Raw genomic sequence first — 16,116 nt, 5'->3', positions numbered from 1 at the left:
GGAACCTCTTGATCCTGCATTCTTGGAATTCTGTCTACCGGTTCATCTTACCCAGTGAGTGCAACGCTATGTAACAGAAAGTGACGGGGAGTTACCGAGAATGCAGGCCAAATCACACTTTATCCGGAAGCTGATCATGGTTGAGCTGCTCCCATGATCTCATGTACACGTCGGCTTCGTATTGATAAGGCGATTTGAAAGGGGTTAGCACGAAATCGAAGACGAGAAAGAAAAACCCGATAGAAGCCCACGCGATGGCCAGGGTGCTAATGGTCGTTGCCTGTACCTCCGGGTTCGAGTCGACGAAATTCTGTAACACCGGAATCAGATCCGATGCCATCGCAACCGGGTTGAAGCTGGCCATCACCAGTGGCACCCAGAAGGCGATGAAGATCGGGAAGAATCCGAATGACCAGAGCAATCGGCGGAGCAGATAAAGGGCAACTTCCCGCCAGAAGCGCTGTCTGACTTCCGGTACTTTCCGGATCCGCTCGAGGTACCGCCGACGTTCTGCCCAGTAGGCGGCTACTTCCGGGGCCTCAACGGCCTTTGATTGAGGTGCAGGTGTTGTCATGTACGGCGCGGTACCCTATAGCTTCTGGAGTGATGCATGATAAGCGATACTACGTGTTACCCTACAATTCTCCAATTGTTTAAAGACAGGATAGTTTGAATGGCTGCAGTGATCGACAACGCAACTCATCCGGCCTTTGAGAAACTTCGCAGTCACCGGATCGATACACTCAATCTCGAGGTCGAGGAGTATCGTCACAAGAAGACTGGCGCCCGCCATCTGCATCTGGCAGCCGACAACGACGAAAACGTGTTTTTCGTTGCCCTGCGTACCTTCCCGATGGATTCCACCGGGGTGGCGCATATTCTGGAACACACGGCATTGTGTGGCAGCGAGCGTTTCCCGGTTCGTGATCCGTTCTTCATGATGATTCGGCGGTCACTGAACACGTTCATGAACGCTTTCACCAGCAGCGACTGGACGGCCTATCCCTTCGCCAGCATAAACCGAAAGGATTTCGACAACCTTCTGTCGGTTTACCTGGATTGTGTATTTTTCTCCAAGCTCGATCCGCTGGATTTTGCGCAGGAAGGTCATCGCCTTGAGTTCGATAAGCCGGAAGATCCGTCCACCGACCTGGTTTATCGGGGTGTTGTCTACAACGAGATGAAAGGCGCCATGAGTTCGCCCACGTCCCAGCTGTGGCAGAACCTCAGCAGCCACCTTTTCCCGACCACGACCTATCACTACAACAGCGGTGGCGAGCCCGACCACATCGTGGATCTGAGCTACGACGACCTGCTGCAGTTCTACCGCCACCACTATCACCCCAGCAACGCGATATTTGCCACCTACGGCGATATCCCGGCTCATGAGCATCATGAGAAGTTTGAAGAGCTGGCGCTGAAACGGTTCGACCGGCTGGACATCGATCTTCCGGTTCGCGACGAGAAGCGCATGTTCGCCCCGGTCAGGGTAGAGCAGGGCTATGCGGTCAACGAAGGTGAGGGGACCGACAACAAGACTCACATCGTTGTGGGCTGGTTGCTGGGCCACAGTTTTGATTTGCAGGAGAACCTGGAGGGTCAACTGCTCTCTGCGGTACTGCTGGAAAACAGTGCCTCACCACTGATGCGAGCCCTGGAAACCACGGATCTTGGTCATGCACCTTCGCCCATGTGTGGTCTGGAAGACTCCAACCGTGAAATGACCTTTGTTTGCGGCATCGAAGGCAGCGAGCCGGACAAGCACAAGGATCTGGAAGCCCTGCTCGAGTCCACGCTGCTCAAGGTCGTGGAGGAGGGCGTCAGCCAGGAACGTCTGGAAGCCATCCTGCATCAGCTCGAACTGCACCAGCGGGAAATTGCTGGTGACCAGTTCCCGTACGGCCTGCAGCTGATCATGAGTGCCATTGCACCCATGGTGCACGGCGGTGATCCGGTTGAATTGCTGGATCTGGAGCCGGTCCTGGCAACGCTCCGGGAGAAAATCCGGGACCCGCAATACGTGCCGGATCTGATCCGCCGCAAGCTTCTTGAGAACCCGCACCGGGTCACCCTGACCCTGCGGCCGGATGAAAAGCTCGAGTCCCGCCGGCAGGAAGCCATCCGTGAAGCGCTGGCCCGTCGCAAGGCCGAGCTTACCGATGACGAGGTCCGGATGATTGTCGACCGGGCCAGGGCGCTGGAAGAACGCCAGATGCAGAAGGACGATGACTCCATTCTGCCAAAGGTGGATCTGTCAGACGTGCCTCTGCAGATGCCAGAGCCGGAAGGGCGTTATGACGGCGACATTTCGGCAACCGTTTATGCCCGTGGTACCAACGGTCTGGTTTACGAGCAGATTGTTGTCCCGGTGCCGGCGCTGACCGAAGAGGAGCTGCTTCTGGTGCCTTACTACACCACGCTGATTTCCGAAGTGGGTTGTGGTGATCTGGACTACCTGCAAATGCAGGATCGTATCTCTGCGGAGTCTGGTGGTATCGGCGCAGCGTTCAGCGCCAAAGGCCGGATTGATGACGTTCAGGCGCTGTCCGGTTACATCATCTTCAACGGCAAGGCTCTGGCCCGTAATCGCAGTGAGTTGACCCGTCTTCTACGGGATGTCTACACCAGTGCCCGCTTCGATGAGAAAGAGCGAATCCGGGAGATCATTGCGCAGATCCGGGCCCGTCGCGAGCAGGCCGTAACCGGCAGTGGCCATGCACTGGCCATGGGCGCGGCTTCACAGGGTATGAGTCCGGGTGCCTGGCTTTCTTTCCGGCTGGGTGGTCTTGCCGGTATTCGCGGCACCAAGCAGCTCGATCAGGCCCTGAAGGATCCAGAGGAATTGACGGCGCTCTGTGACAAGCTTTCTGCATTGCACGAGAAGATCGGCAAGCAGGGTCGGGAGTTCCTGGTGATTGGTGAAGAGGATCAGCTCCCGGCGATGGTTGATGATCTGAAATCCTGCTGGCGTGATGCCTCTGGAGCGGGCATTGCAGGCTGGAAAATGGAACCGGTCAATTACACTACCCGTGAGGCGTGGCTGACTTCTACCCAGGTTAACTTCTGCTCCAAGGCCTACAGCACTGTCGCTGTGGATCATCCCGATGCGGCGGCACTGACCGTGCTGGGTGGTTTCTTGCGTAACGGTTATCTGCACCGAGCCATTCGGGAGAAGGGTGGCGCTTACGGTGGCGGCGCCGGGCAGGACAGCGTGAATGGCACGTTCCGGTTCTTCTCCTACCGTGATCCGCGCCTGGAGGAAACGCTGGACGATTTCGACGCGGCCCTTGCGTGGCTTCAGGACAATGACCACGACTATCAGGAGCTTGAAGAGTCGATTCTTGGTGTAATTGGTCAACTCGACAGGCCCAGATCGCCTGCGGGCGCTGCTCGCCATGCTTTTCACAACAAGCTGTTTGGGCGAAGTCCGGAGCAGCGTGCCAGGTTCCGGGAGCGGGTGCTGTCCGTCACCCTGGATGACCTGAAGCGTGTGGCCAGAACCTGGCTGGTGCCGGAGAAAGCCAGTACGGCCGTGGTAACCAGTCCGGAAAACCGGGCCAGGGCCGAGAAGCTTGGCCTGAACATTCAGGAACTGTAAAGCCAAAACAAAAGAGGCCAGATGAAGTGTTCATCTGGCCTCTTTTTGGTCTGGCCCCTTTCTTATTCTGCCCCGATGACGCCCTCCAGCCGTCTGTACCCCTAGCGTTGGCGCTTCAGACCGGTTGTCACCATGATTCGGGTGGAGATCTCCTCAACCGAATAGGCGGTGGTATTCAGGTACGGAATCCGCTCACGCCGATACATCAACTCGATTTCCTCGATCTCGTGCATGCACTGCTTGATGGATGAGTAGCGAGAGTTTGGCTTGCGTTCGTTGCGGATGGTTGCCAGCCGCTCCGGCTCGATAGTCAGCCCGAAAATTTTCTCTTTATAGGGTTTCAGGGCTTTCGGGATCTGCTGGTCTGCCAGGTCTTCTTCGGTAATCGGATAGTTTGCCGCTTTCACGCCATACTGCAGTGCCAGATAGAGACAGGTGGGGGTTTTCCCGCTTCGGGAGGCGCCAACGAGGATCAGGTCTGCTTCGTCGTAATGCCGGGTGCGTGCGCCATCGTCATTATCCAGCGCGAAATTGACGGCATTGATCCGGCGTTCATAGCTGCCTTCATTATTGATGGCATGGGATTTACCGACGGTATAGGAAGAGGAAGACTGGAGTTCCTGTTCCAGGGGGCTGAGAAACGTACCGAAGATGTCCACCATAAAACCCTCGGCGGTGGCGATGATTTCCCGGATATCGCTGTTTACAATGGTGTCGAACACCAGCGGCCGTGCGCCGTCTGTCTCGGCCGCCTTGTTGATCCGTTTGACCATTTCCCGGGCTTTTTCTTCGTCCGCAATGTAGGGAACAGTAACCCGTTCAAACTCGATCTTTTCGAACTGGGCCAGAAGGCTGTGCCCGAGAGCCTCGGCTGTCAGGCCGGTGCCATCAGAAATGAAAAAAGCAGTGCGTTTCATGCTGTATTGTCCGGTTCCTTGGTTCTTGATTCCTGGCTCGGTGGCCTAGGTAATTTCCGCAGGTTACAGTATCATACACGCCAAGTTCGAGACTCCGCAGTGGATATTGTCTGCTTTTACCGCTTGATACCGCTGGCCCGATTTTGCTCTTAGCTTCACAGACTCAAGGGAGACATGCTTTGGAAGATTACATTATCTGGTTTGATCACCTGGGAATGTCCGATGTCGATCGGGTAGGCGGCAAGAACGCCTCACTCGGCGAAATGATCAGTAATCTCGCCAACGCAGGTGTTACCGTTCCAGGTGGCTTTGCCACAACAGCGCACGCCTATCGCGAATTCCTCGCCACTGACGGACTGAAAGAGCGGATCGACAACGCTCTCGATGCCCTGGACATCAACGACGTCAACGAACTGGCCCGGGTTGGTGCCCAGATCCGTCAATGGATCATTGAAACGCCATTTCCGGATGTCCTGGAGAACGCCTTGAAGGAATCGTTCGCCACCCTGCAGGATGGCAACGAACACATGGCGGTTGCGGTACGTTCCTCTGCAACGGCGGAAGATCTCCCGGATGCCTCCTTTGCAGGCCAGCAGGAAACCTTCCTGAACGTGGTGGGGCTGCAACAGGTGCGCACCTCGGTCAAGGAAGTGTTTGCGTCGCTGTTCAATGACCGCGCTATTTCCTACCGCGTCCACCACGGCTTTGACCACAAGATGGTCGCGCTCTCAGCTGGTATCCAGAAAATGGTGCGCAGTGAGACGGCGGCCAGTGGCGTTATGTTCACCCTCGACACAGAATCTGGCTTCCGTGACGTGGTATTTGTAACTGCCTCTTACGGTCTGGGTGAGACCGTCGTTCAGGGTGCTGTAAACCCTGATGAATTCTACGTACACAAGCCTACTCTCGAAGCCAGTCGGCCGGCCGTCCTGCGTCGCAATCTGGGCAGCAAGGCCATCAAGATGGTCTACCACACCAAGCCCGGTGAAGGTGAATTCGTTGAAACAGTGAAGGTGGAGCAGGAAGACCGCAACCGCTTCTGCATCACTGACGCCGAGGTGGAAGACCTGGCACGTCAGGCGATGATTATCGAGAAGCACTACCAGCGACCGATGGACATCGAGTGGGCGAAGGACGGCGACGACGGCAAGATCTACATCGTTCAGGCGCGCCCTGAGACGGTGAAAAGCCGTGCGTCTGCCAATGTGATGGAGCGCTACCTGCTTAAAGAAACCGGCAAGGTGCTGGTGGAAGGCCGGAGCATCGGCCACAAGATCGGCAGTGGCCCGGTGAAGATCATCACCAGCATCAAGGAAATGGACCGGGTGCAGGCCGGCGATGTGTTGGTTACCGACATGACCGACCCGGATTGGGAGCCGGTGATGAAAAGGGCTTCCGCCATTGTTACCGACCGCGGTGGTCGTACCTGCCACGCGGCCATTATTGCCCGCGAGCTGGGCATTCCGGCCGTGGTCGGATGCGGCGATGCCACGGAGTTGCTGACCGACGCACAGGAAGTGACCGTCTCCTGCGCCGAGGGCGATACCGGCATGATCTACGAGGGCTCCCTGGATTTCGAGCTGCGGGAAAATACCGTGGACTCCATGCCGAACATCCCGTTCAAGATCATGATGAACGTCGGCAACCCAGACCGGGCTTTTGATTTCCAGGCGTTGCCGAATGAAGGTGTTGGTTTGGCACGGCTTGAGTTCATTATTAACCGGATGATCGGTGTTCATCCCAAGGCACTGCTGAACTTTGATGGACTGCCCCGGGATATCAAGCAGACCGTTGAGAAACGCATCTCCGGTTACAGCTCGCCGGTGGATTTCTATGTCGACAAGCTGGTTGAGGGCATCTCTACCCTGGCAGCGGCGTTCGCGCCCAAGAAAGTGATCGTGCGGTTGTCGGACTTCAAATCCAACGAATACGCCAACCTGATCGGCGGCACTCTGTACGAGCCGGATGAAGAAAACCCGATGCTCGGTTTCCGGGGTGCATCGCGCTATATCTCCGATACCTTCCGGGACTGCTTTGAGCTGGAATGCCGTGCCCTGAAAAAGGTGCGTAACGAGATGGGGCTGACCAATGTGGAAGTGATGGTCCCGTTCGTGCGTACCGTGGGTGAAGCGGAACAGGTAGTGAACCTGCTGGCGGAGAACGGGCTCAAGCGTGGTGACAACGGTCTTCGGGTCATCATGATGTGTGAGTTGCCGGCCAATGCCCTGCTGGCGGATCAGTTCCTGGAGCACTTTGACGGCTTCTCCATCGGCTCCAACGATCTGACTCAGCTGACCCTGGGTCTGGACCGGGATTCGGGCATCATCGCGCACCTCTTCGATGAGCGGAACGATGCGGTCAAGGCGCTGCTTTCCAACGCCATTCAGGCGTGCAAGAAGGCCGGCAAATACATCGGTATCTGTGGGCAGGGGCCATCGGATCATCCGGATCTCGCCAAGTGGCTGATGGATCAGGGCATTGATACGGTGTCACTGAACCCCGATTCGGTACTGGACACCTGGTTCTTCCTGGCCGACGAAAAAATCGACTGAGTTTATTTCCAGGATAAGGAGAGCGACAACGTGACGACGATAATTACCCCGGACCTGTGTGACGAATTTCCGGAAGTGCTGGTTGTAGAGCCCGGCTTCAATAACTACGGTGGCAACAAGGCATTTGGCGGTGAGATTGTGACCGTGAAGTGTTTTGAAGATAACTCTGTGGTGAAAGAGCAGGTTGGCCAGCCCGGGAACGGTCGCGTGATGGTCGTGGATGGTGGCGCTTCAAAGCGCCATGCGCTATTGGGCGACATGCTCGCGGAGAAGGCTGCGAGCAACGGCTGGGCGGGCCTGATCATCTATGGTTGCGTGCGCGACGTGGATGAGATTGGCAACACCGCCCTGGGTGTGCAGGCCCTTGGCACCCATCCGAGAAAGAGTGAAAAGCGTGGCCTGGGCGACCTGAATGTGCCGGTCACCTTCCACGGCGTTACCTTCCATCCCGGACACTACGTCTACGCCGACAACAACGGCATCATTGTTTCTGAGAAGCCTCTGGTTTGAGGCTTTTCGAGGCAGAGACAAAAACGGCGGCCAATGGCCGCCGTTTTTCGTTCAGCGAGTGACTTCGCTGATATTCGTTCCAAGGAGGAACCCGTCTCCTTCCGGTTCGCAGCGAATGACTTCGCAGACAGTCTCCAGCGGCGGAAACTGATCACTGCTGGAGTGAAGAACCGTGTGAAGTTCCTCGCCAACGTTCACGGCCTGCTCAACGTAGAGTTGCATGCCGGTCGCGCTCAGATCACGGCAGATCCCTTTGAAGCGGTTGCCCTGGCTGTCGCTGATCTCAATCTCCGAGTTCACCTGCATACGGTGGAAATCGCGTTTCTCCGAATAATCCTTCATGGCATCAGGCCCAGTTGTCGGTTTTTCTTGTTGGTTTGAGCATTGGAATGATCAGTGCCAGCAAAACGCCACCGAGAACGAGGCCCGCGCCCAGCAACATGAAATCGTATTCCTTGCTGGCTTCCAGACGTTCGTTTTCAGCCGTGAGCACTTCAAGGTCGTTGCGAATCTTCTGGTTCTCTTCCCGCAGCTCGCGGTTTCGACGTTCCAGATTGATGGAATCGGCGGCGATACTCTTGATCCGCTGAAGCTCTTCCTGGAGCTCCTGTGAACGGTCAGAAAGCGAGGCTTCGGAGCTTTCCAGCGCGTTGCGCTCAGTGACGACGTTAGATAGCTGCTCTTTTACCTGGGCGAGTTCAGCGCGCGTTTCTTCCAACTGACGGTTGGCCGTACGCAGGCGATCTGCAGCAATGGGTGTCTCGCTCAGGTATTGACTGGAAACCCAGCCCTCGGTGCCCTTGGGAGTGCGAACGAGGGTGTATCCGGAATCGGAGGCCTCGATGACTTCCAGCGGCGTGCCACTGGGAACCGCGTTTTCAATGATGCGGAACTGGGAACCTGCGCCTGACCTCACTGGCAGGTACAACTGGTCGTCAACCCAGACAGTCTTTGCCTGGGCAACAGCAATGGAGGACACTGCGAACAACACACTGATTGCTAGACGAAAAAGCGTCACTGGTTACGTTCCCTGAAATTCTGCGGTTGAAATCTGAGTCTGATTAAAAGCGCAATTTTGTCACAGATGCCCCGCCGTGCAAGCGTGCCATCATTACAATAAACTCATGGGCCCCCAAGGCCCGCTCACGGGAGGACGGCTTTGAAAGGCTTTACCACAACCTTGTCATAAACGCCTGCCTCCACATAAGGGTCGGCATCCGCCCAGGCCTGGGCCGCTTCCAGAGAGTCAAATTCCGCGATTACCAGACTACCGGTAAAGCCGGCATCGCCGGGCTCTGGAGTATCCAGCGCCGGATGAGGGCCAGCGACAAGTAATCGGCCCTCGGCTTTCAGGGCCTGAAGCCGGTCGATGTGAGCCGGACGCGCAGACTGGCGCAACGGCAGGCTGTTCTCGACATCTTCACTGATAATGGCGTAGTACATTCAGCTCTCCGAACAGGTTTTCAAAGACAGGATAGTTGATCAGACAATCAGCGGTCGTGTCGTGCAAGGGTTGGCTGGTACACTGTTAAACCCTGGCAAGCCGCCAGTTATCTGAAGATTCAGGATATTTTGTGACTATACCGCAAGACCCGCATTTGTGCATTGATCTGCATTGCCACAGCACGGCTTCCGATGGCGCGCTATCACCGGCGGCACTGGTCGAGCGCGCTGCCGGTCGGGGGGTTACCCACCTGGCCCTTACTGACCACGACACGATCGCTGGCCTTGCCGAAGCCGAGGCGGCTGCGCAGGCGCAGGGTATCATCCTGATTCCCGGGGTTGAGCTTTCCTGCCTCTGGAAAAGCCGGACCATCCACATCGTCGGTCTGGATTTTGATCCCGGGCAGGCCGGTTTCAGGCAGGCGCTGGAGCAGCAGAACGAGAATCGCTGGGCTCGTGCCCGCATGATCGCGGACCGCCTGGGTAAGCTTGGTGTTGATGGCCTTCTCGATAAGGCCTCCGAGGCTGCCGGTGGCGACGTGCCTGGACGGCCACATTTTGCACAGGTTCTGACAGAGGCTGGCGTTGTTCGTAATGCTGCCCAGGCATTCAAGCGATATCTGGGTAACGGTAAGCCCGGTGATGTAAAAGCTTTCTGGCCGGAGCTTCCAGAAGTCGTGCGCTGGATCACCGAGGCAGGTGGCGTTGCGGTTCTTGCCCATCCCCGAAAATACCAGCTTACGGCAACCAAACTCAGGGAGCTGACCGCGGATTTCCGAAGGGCAGGGGGGCAGGCAATTGAAGTGTCCACTTCAGGTCAATCCAGTGGTGATCTGGGGTTTCTTGCAGAGCTTTGTCGGAAAGAGAAATTGCTGGCATCCCAGGGCAGTGATTTTCACTTTCCCGGCGCTCCCTGGTGTGAGCTTGGCCGCATCATGAAAATGCCAGACGGGCTTGAGCCGGTCTGGCATTCGTTCAGACAACCTGTTCCGGGTGCGGCGCCGCCTTAATCCGGCGCATGGAACAGCAGGTACAGATCCGTCAGTGAGTCCGGGATGGCGTCGGCCATCTGCCGGGATAGCTTTTCACTGTTGCGAACCTTCTGGAAGTCCTCGTCATCGAACAGTCCTGAGAGTGTCAGCATAGGCACCATCAGGTCCGCCGCTTCTTCTTCGCTGGCTGCTTCGAGCCACTCTTCTTCGTGTTCCAGAAAGGTGTCCACGAACCCGGCGCACCAGTTTTCCAGCGCGTTCATGGGGTCGCCATCCTCCGGCTCCGGCAGTTCCAGAGACTGCCCCATGTCCAGGGAGTGGGCCATGTCATTGGCCAGCTGGGTCGAGCAGCGCCTGAACACCTCGGGAATCCCGGTGTCGGGCACCTGATCGGTGCCCGTGGCGAGGCGGAAGATTTCTTCCGCGCTCAGTTCAGCCGGGCCGACGACGCTGGCGCAGACCACCCCATGGAAACCGAAGAAATCCAGGGCTTCATCGCCCCAGGGCTCGGCAAAGAGGATGTCTTCCAGCGCTTCTATGTCGGAGTTCGATAGCATCAGTTAGTTACTCCCGGCCTTTTTGGCCTCTTCCGCGGCCTTCTGGCGCTTGCGGACTTCTCTTGGATCATTGTAAGCGCGGCCCGGTGTTACAGGAACGTCGACTGCCGGGGCATCGGCAGGCGTGTCCTTGGCTGTTGCCTCCGGAGCGGAAGGCGTCTCTTCCTTCACTGGCTCTGCGGTTTTGGGCTCAACTTTTTCGGGCTCGGCTTTCTTGGGCTCGGCCTTTTCGGGGCTGGCCTGCGCTGCTTCAGGCTGCTTTGGCTCCGGTTGAGCCTCGGGAGCCTTACGCTCTGGTGCTACCTTCTCCTCCGCTGGCTTTTCAGCCTTCTCGGGTTGTGGTGCCTCCTCCGGTTCTGCCTTGGCGGCTGGCGCTTCCTTGGGCTTCGCCGGCTGCTTCTTCGCCCGCGGCGCTTGTTCGCCGTCGGCTGTGGCCCTGGACTCCGGCTTTGGCCTCGGAGCTGCCTCTTTTTTCTCGGGAGCCTGGTCAGTCACCGGCGTTGGCTCATCAGTGGCCGCGGTGCTCTTGGCAGGCTCTTTGTCTGTGGCTGCGCCTTGCGCCTGCCCGGTAACGTTTTCGCTCTTTTCCTCAGGCTTCTCAAGGGGTTCGGAGCTTTGTTCAGCCTTGGCGGGCTCGGCTTTTTCAGGTTTCGCTTGGACAGCTTCCTGCTTTTCAACCGGGCTCTCTGCGGCGGGTTTTGTTTCCGCTGCCGGTTTCGCTTCCGGCTTGCTCTCCGACGGCGCTTTGTCTGCGGATGCCTTCTCGGGCTTCTGCTCTTTTGCCGGTTCTTTCTGAGCAGCTTCCGGTTTCGGTGCTTCGCTGGCTGCCGGCGCAGTCTCGGCCCTTGTTTCGGGCTTGTCAGACGCTTTGTTGACTGTTTCCTTTACCTGCTCGGCTTTCACCTCGGGCTTGGCATCGTCACGACCGTTTTCCGGCTGCGTGTCCTTCTGATGCTTCTCGCTACGAGCGGCTTTTCGATCAGCCGGAGCGGACGCCGGTGCATCAGACGGAGAGCCGTCGCGGTTGCGCTGGCGACGTGGCTTTCTGCGTTTCTCTTCTGAACCGGTCTTGTCCGCTGGACCGGACTTGGCTGCATTATCCTGCTGGCCCTGATCCTTCTGGTCCTTCTGCTCGCGATTATCCTTCGGGTCGCGCTGGGGCCTGTTGCGGCCGCGGCCCTGGTTGTCGCGACGGTTGTCACGACGATTTTCAGAGCCTTTGTTATCGGCGCTCTTGTTGTCGCCTCCGCGATTATCCTGGCCTTTGTTTTCGGATGCCTGGCGATTCTGGTTGCCACGGTTCTGGTCGTCGTTGCGGTTGCGGCCGCGGCCACGGTTGTCGTCACCACGGCCCTGCTGGCCGCCCTGGCGACGTTCGTTGCCACTGCGGTTGCCACCTGCACGCTGGTCATCACCGCGGGCTACCCGGGATTTGCGACGGTCCTGACGGCCCTGGTTGCGACGATCTTCGCGCTGGCTCTGGCTCTGCTCGCGATTCTCGACTTTCTGTTCTTCCTCGCCACTAAAGAAACCAGCGATCTTGCGTCCCAGCCGGCGGAAGAGGCCTTCTTCCTGTTCAGTGGTTTCATCAGCCTTCGGTGCGGCCGGGGCAGGCGCGGGTGCGGGTGCGCTCGGCCGGATCGCTTTTACCGCAGCCTGCTCGCGTACCGGCTTCTCAGGGGTGGGCGCCTCGAAGATTTCTTCTTCACGCTCGCTGTACTCCTGGGCCACCTGATGGCTGGAAATGTGCTCGGGCGTTGTTTCATCCTGACGCATCCGGATGATTTCGAAATGCGGTGTCTCCATATGAGGAACCGGCACCACGACAACGCTCACTTCCTGGCGGGCTTCAATGTCGGCCAGCTGCTTGCGCTTCTCGTTGAGCAGGAAAGTGGCGACGGAAACCGGCACAACGGCTCGTACTTCGCCGGTCTTGTCCTTTGACGATTCCTCGTAGATCAGGCGCATGATGCTCAGGGCGAGGGACTCGATGCCACGAATGGTGCCCTGACCTTCACATCGGGGGCACACTTCGCTGCGTGTCTCTCCCAGGGAGGGGCGCAGGCGCTGACGGGACATTTCCAGCAGGCCGAAGCGGGAGATCTTGCCCACCTGAACCCGGGCCCGGTCGATTTCCAGGGCCTCACGCATCTTCTGTTCAACTTCCCGCTGATGCTTCGCAGGCGTCATGTCGATAAAGTCGATGACAATCAGACCGCCCATGTCACGCAGGCGCAACTGGCGGGCGATTTCCTCTGCCGCTTCCAGGTTGGTCTGGAGCGCGGTTTCCTCGATATCCTGGCCTTTCGTGGCGCGGGAAGAGTTGATGTCGATGGAAACCAGGGCCTCGGTCGGATCAATCACGATGGAGCCGCCGGAGGGCAGTTTCACTTCCCGCTGGAAGGCGGTCTCGATTTGGCCTTCGATCTGGTACCGGCTGAACAGCGGGATTTCATCCTTGTACAGCTTGATCTTGTTTTCGAAGGTGGGCATGACTGCACGCACGAAATTCAGGACGTCCTCATAGACGCCATTAGCGTCAATCAGAACCTCGCCGATGTCCTGGCGAAGGTAGTCACGGACCGCACGGATGATAACGTTGCTTTCCTGGTGAATCAGGAAGGGTGCCTTGCGCTCGCCGGCGGCCTGAGTGATGGCCTCCCAGAATTGCACCAGGTAGTCCAGATCCCACTGGAGTTCTTCAGTGGTACGGCCGATGCCGGCGGTACGAACGATGATGCCCATGGATTTCGGCACCTGAACATCGTTCATCGCTTCTTTGAGCTGCGCCCGCTCATCGCCCTCAATGCGACGGGAGATGCCGCCGGCACGGGGGTTGTTGGGCATGAGTACCAGATAGCGACCTGCCAGGGAGATAAACGTGGTCAGGGCTGCGCCCTTATTGCCACGCTCTTCCTTGTCGACCTGCACAATTACTTCTTGGCCTTCGGAAACAACGTCCTTGATGTTGATTTTGCCTTCGATCTGGCCGGGCGACTTCTTGAAGTATTCCTTGGAAATTTCCTTCAACGGCAGAAAGCCGTGGCGCTCGGCGCCGAAATCCACAAACGCGGCCTCGAGACTGGGCTCGACCCGGGTAATGCGGCCCTTGTAGATATTGGCTTTCTTTTGCTCGCGGGAGCTGGATTCGATATCAAGGTCGAATAGACGCTGGCCGTCAACCAGGGCGACGCGCAACTCTTCGGGATGAGTTGCATTGATAAGCATTCTTTTCATGGAAAGAAAGAGTTCCTGTCGTTTGATTTGACAGAAAACCGGAGGGGATCGCATCAGCGAAGCAGGATGTGCGTGCCGCGGGCCCTGTTACATCAAGGGCGGACCGGCGGCCAGACGAATCAGACCCTTCTGGGGTTTGATCCTTTCGGTCTGAGACCAACGCCGACGATCCGGCTGCCTGTGGGCAGGGAGAGGTCGTGTAAGGTTCGTGTCTGTTGACGCATGTTATCCGTTTTCAGGTTCACTCAGGTGCCTGGGTCTCACGTCGTATTCGTATGCTGGACGGCCCGGCCCTGGGTGGCAGTGATTCTTCGCGATGTCGCCCGCGGTTTTCCGCGCGGTTTTTCTCTCTCCCGGGTACAGGATGCAGCCTTTCGAAGATCTGTCCTGGTCCTCCGGGAGCATTTCTCTCGCCGTTCCCGGTAGTGATTGGGTGCACGGCGTTCAAACTCTCGAATAGTGTCGGTATACTTCTGCCGCTCCGGCTTCTGACTTGAGTTGGTCAGGCCGTAGACAAACGGCAAAGCACGCCGGAATATAACAGTATTCATGCAGCCGTTCAATCCTGCAGTCACTCCAGTAGCCAAGGAACTTCATGTCTCGAAAGTCTGCGAGCAGAAAGCCAGCCCAAACGCGGCCCGAGAGGGCAAAAAAAACCAGCAGGGCCGGCAGTGAGAGTCAGGCTGTTCGTGGAGAAGTCCGTCAGGGCGTCCAGTGGGTTACCGTGGACGAAGACAACGATGGTCAAAGGGTGGATAACTTCCTTCTTGCCCAGCTTCGCGGTGTGCCCAAGAGCATTATTTATCGTGTCATCCGCAAGGGCGAGGTTCGGGTCAATAAAGGACGGGTCAAGCCTGATTCCCGGGTGAGAACTGGTGATCAGGTGCGTATCCCACCGATCACCCGAAAGGAAAAGCCGGATCAGGTGGCGCCCGGCTCCCGAGTGCAGGGCGTGATGGAATCCGCGGTTGTTTTCGAGAACGAGCAGATGCTGGTGGTCAACAAACCGTCCGGTATCGCCGTACACGGCGGCAGCGGCCTGAGTTTCGGGTTGATCGAGGTGCTTCGTTCCGCTCGCCCGAACGCAAAGTTTCTGGAGCTCGTTCATCGTCTGGATCGGGATACGTCCGGACTGATCATGGTGGCCAAGAAGCGGTCGGCGCTTCGGTATCTTCAGGATGAGCTGCGGCAGAAACGAATCCGCAAGCATTACCATGCGCTGGTCGCCGGCGACTGGCCGGCCAGCGTTGACCGGGTGGATGTGCCTCTGCTGCGCTACGAGATGCCCAATGGCGAGCGTCGGGTGAAAGTTGACGCTGCCGGCAAGGCCTCGCTGACGACATTCCGCTGCCTCGAGCATTACGCGGGCTACAGCCTTGTCGAGGCGTCGCCAATTACCGGTCGTACGCACCAGATCCGCGTGCACAGCGCCTGGGCCGGTCATCCGATTGCGGGTGACGACAAGTATATGGATGATGTCAGCCTCAAGGCGTTCCGGTCCATTGGCGGGCAACGGCTGATGCTGCATGCGCGGGCCCTGGAGTTTACCTTGCCGGTCTCGGGTGAGGCTATGCGCCTTGAGGCGCCTTACGACGATGCATTCAATGACGTGCTCAGGAAACTTTCCGGGCGTCTTAAAGGAAACGACCAATGAACGTCAGAGTAGTAATTTTTGACTGGGACGGGACCCTGGTGGACTCGGTTGAGCATATTGCTGACAGCCTGCATCAGGCGGCAACCGAGCTGGGCTTTCCCGCCCTGGAGCGTGAGGCGTACCGGGATATTATCGGGCTTGGCATGGTCGAGGCGTTGGAGAAGCTTTATCCCGGTATCAGTCGGGAAGAAATGAACAGGATTCGCGACGGATACGGGCGCTATTTCTTCAGCAAGGTGACAACGCCGCAAAACGTGTTTGACGGTATGGCCGACGTGGTCGCAGATCTGCGAGGATCCGGTCGCAGTTGTTCTGTGGCAACCGGCAAGAGTCGGCGCGGCCTGGACTTTGCGCTGGCTTCCAGCGGTCTTGGCGACCACTTCGAGATCACCCGTTGTGCCGATGAGACACGCTCCAAGCCCGATCCCGCCATGCTTGAAGAGATTCTTCGTTTCTATCGCATTGAGCCCGAGGAAGCGGTGATGATTGGCGATACCCGATACGATCTTGATATGGCCCGGCGTATCGGCATGCCCTCCATCGGCGTTGAGTGGGGTGTGCACAAGCGGGATGTGTTGGGTGAATATTCGCCCCATGCCATTGTTGAATCCGTGCCAGACCTCCGGCGGGTGCTGGGGCTGTAAACAGACCGAATT

General features: G+C 57.8%; 13 protein-coding genes. 6 read left to right on the top strand and 7 right to left on the bottom strand.

Going from position 1 to position 16,116, the window contains the following annotated elements; translation table 11 throughout:
- Positions 1–112 precede the first annotated feature (112 nt).
- Positions 113–574: a hypothetical protein gene (locus tag AC13DD_RS03555; RefSeq protein WP_008175027.1), complete on the bottom strand. Its 462-nt coding sequence runs from the start codon at positions 572–574 to the stop codon at positions 113–115.
- A 99-nt stretch (positions 575–673) separates the two neighbouring features.
- On the opposite strand from AC13DD_RS03555, the gene AC13DD_RS03550 reads away from it, so the two are divergent.
- Positions 674–3,598 (top strand): insulinase family protein, encoded by a 2,925-nt coding sequence (locus AC13DD_RS03550; protein ID WP_008175025.1) that lies wholly within the window; start codon positions 674–676, stop codon positions 3,596–3,598.
- Positions 3,599–3,699: 101 nt separating this feature from the next.
- Here the strand turns inward: AC13DD_RS03550 and ppsR are convergent, their stop codons facing one another.
- Complete coding sequence (gene ppsR, locus AC13DD_RS03545) at positions 3,700–4,515, bottom strand: posphoenolpyruvate synthetase regulatory kinase/phosphorylase PpsR (protein WP_008174940.1); 816 nt, start codon at positions 4,513–4,515, stop codon at positions 3,700–3,702.
- Between the two features lie 215 nt (positions 4,516–4,730).
- Here ppsR and ppsA point away from each other — a divergent pair, with 215 nt between their 5' ends.
- Both ppsA and rraA read left to right on the top strand, forming a co-directional pair.
- Positions 4,731–7,067, top strand: a complete 2,337-nt coding sequence (gene ppsA, locus AC13DD_RS03540; protein ID WP_410796000.1) for a phosphoenolpyruvate synthase — start codon at positions 4,731–4,733, stop codon at positions 7,065–7,067.
- Between the two features lie 30 nt (positions 7,068–7,097).
- Positions 7,098–7,577, top strand: coding sequence for a ribonuclease E activity regulator RraA (rraA, locus tag AC13DD_RS03535; protein WP_008174943.1), 480 nt, complete (start codon positions 7,098–7,100; stop codon positions 7,575–7,577).
- Positions 7,578–7,628: 51 nt separating this feature from the next.
- Here the strand turns inward: rraA and AC13DD_RS03530 are convergent, their stop codons facing one another.
- From AC13DD_RS03530 to AC13DD_RS03520, 3 genes are all read right to left on the bottom strand, one after another.
- Positions 7,629–7,919, bottom strand: a complete 291-nt coding sequence (locus AC13DD_RS03530; protein WP_008174945.1) for a PilZ domain-containing protein — start codon at positions 7,917–7,919, stop codon at positions 7,629–7,631.
- A gap of 4 nt (positions 7,920–7,923) precedes the next feature.
- Positions 7,924–8,595: a TIGR04211 family SH3 domain-containing protein gene (locus AC13DD_RS03525; RefSeq protein WP_039882073.1), complete on the bottom strand. Its 672-nt coding sequence runs from the start codon at positions 8,593–8,595 to the stop codon at positions 7,924–7,926.
- A gap of 125 nt (positions 8,596–8,720) precedes the next feature.
- Positions 8,721–9,020: a YciI family protein gene (locus AC13DD_RS03520; RefSeq protein ID WP_008174948.1), complete on the bottom strand. Its 300-nt coding sequence runs from the start codon at positions 9,018–9,020 to the stop codon at positions 8,721–8,723.
- Between the two features lie 131 nt (positions 9,021–9,151).
- Between AC13DD_RS03520 and AC13DD_RS03515 the strand changes: the two genes are divergently transcribed.
- A complete protein-coding gene (locus AC13DD_RS03515) occupies positions 9,152–10,030 on the top strand; it encodes a PHP domain-containing protein (RefSeq protein ID WP_039882074.1) in 879 nt (292 codons plus the stop codon).
- Here the strand turns inward: AC13DD_RS03515 and AC13DD_RS03510 are convergent.
- On the bottom strand, positions 10,027–10,569 hold the full coding sequence (locus AC13DD_RS03510) for a YecA/YgfB family protein (RefSeq protein WP_008174953.1): 543 nt from the start codon (positions 10,567–10,569) through the stop codon (positions 10,027–10,029). The genes AC13DD_RS03515 and AC13DD_RS03510 overlap by 4 nt on opposite strands.
- Before the next feature lie 3 nt (positions 10,570–10,572).
- Positions 10,573–13,806 (bottom strand): ribonuclease E, encoded by a 3,234-nt coding sequence (gene rne / locus AC13DD_RS03505; protein ID WP_092029911.1) that lies wholly within the window; start codon positions 13,804–13,806, stop codon positions 10,573–10,575.
- Between the two features lie 595 nt (positions 13,807–14,401).
- On the opposite strand from rne, the gene rluC reads away from it, so the two are divergent.
- Entirely contained in the window at positions 14,402–15,460 is a 1,059-nt protein-coding gene (rluC, locus tag AC13DD_RS03500; protein WP_092029910.1) for a 23S rRNA pseudouridine(955/2504/2580) synthase RluC, read from the top strand.
- Positions 15,457–16,104 (top strand): HAD family hydrolase, encoded by a 648-nt coding sequence (locus tag AC13DD_RS03495; RefSeq protein ID WP_053112398.1) that lies wholly within the window; start codon positions 15,457–15,459, stop codon positions 16,102–16,104. The genes rluC and AC13DD_RS03495 overlap by 4 nt, the downstream gene beginning before the upstream one ends.
- Positions 16,105–16,116: the final 12 nt, after the last annotated feature.

The organism is Marinobacter sp. L-13 (genome assembly GCF_056857715.1).
The sequence above is the reverse complement of the archived record's forward strand: the minus strand, read 5'-3'. Positions and strand labels throughout refer to the sequence as shown.

Excerpts from the sequence above, each read along its gene's own strand:
- rluC (WP_092029910.1), top strand. The coding sequence starts at position 14,402 with ATGTCTCGAAAGTCTGCGAGCAGAAAGCCAGCCCAAACGCGGCCCGAG.
- AC13DD_RS03550 (WP_008175025.1), top strand. The coding sequence starts at position 674 with ATGGCTGCAGTGATCGACAACGCAACTCATCCGGCCTTTGAGAAACTT.
- AC13DD_RS03495 (WP_053112398.1), top strand. The coding sequence starts at position 15,457 with ATGAACGTCAGAGTAGTAATTTTTGACTGGGACGGGACCCTGGTGGAC.
- ppsA (WP_410796000.1), top strand. The coding sequence starts at position 4,731 with ATGTCCGATGTCGATCGGGTAGGCGGCAAGAACGCCTCACTCGGCGAA.
- AC13DD_RS03555 (WP_008175027.1), bottom strand. The coding sequence starts at position 574 with ATGACAACACCTGCACCTCAATCAAAGGCCGTTGAGGCCCCGGAAGTA.
- AC13DD_RS03510 (WP_008174953.1), bottom strand. The coding sequence starts at position 10,569 with ATGCTATCGAACTCCGACATAGAAGCGCTGGAAGACATCCTCTTTGCC.
- AC13DD_RS03530 (WP_008174945.1), bottom strand. The coding sequence starts at position 7,919 with ATGAAGGATTATTCGGAGAAACGCGATTTCCACCGTATGCAGGTGAAC.
- AC13DD_RS03520 (WP_008174948.1), bottom strand. The coding sequence starts at position 9,020 with ATGTACTACGCCATTATCAGTGAAGATGTCGAGAACAGCCTGCCGTTG.
- ppsR (WP_008174940.1), bottom strand. The coding sequence starts at position 4,515 with ATGAAACGCACTGCTTTTTTCATTTCTGATGGCACCGGCCTGACAGCC.
- rne (WP_092029911.1), bottom strand. The coding sequence starts at position 13,806 with ATGAAAAGAATGCTTATCAATGCAACTCATCCCGAAGAGTTGCGCGTC.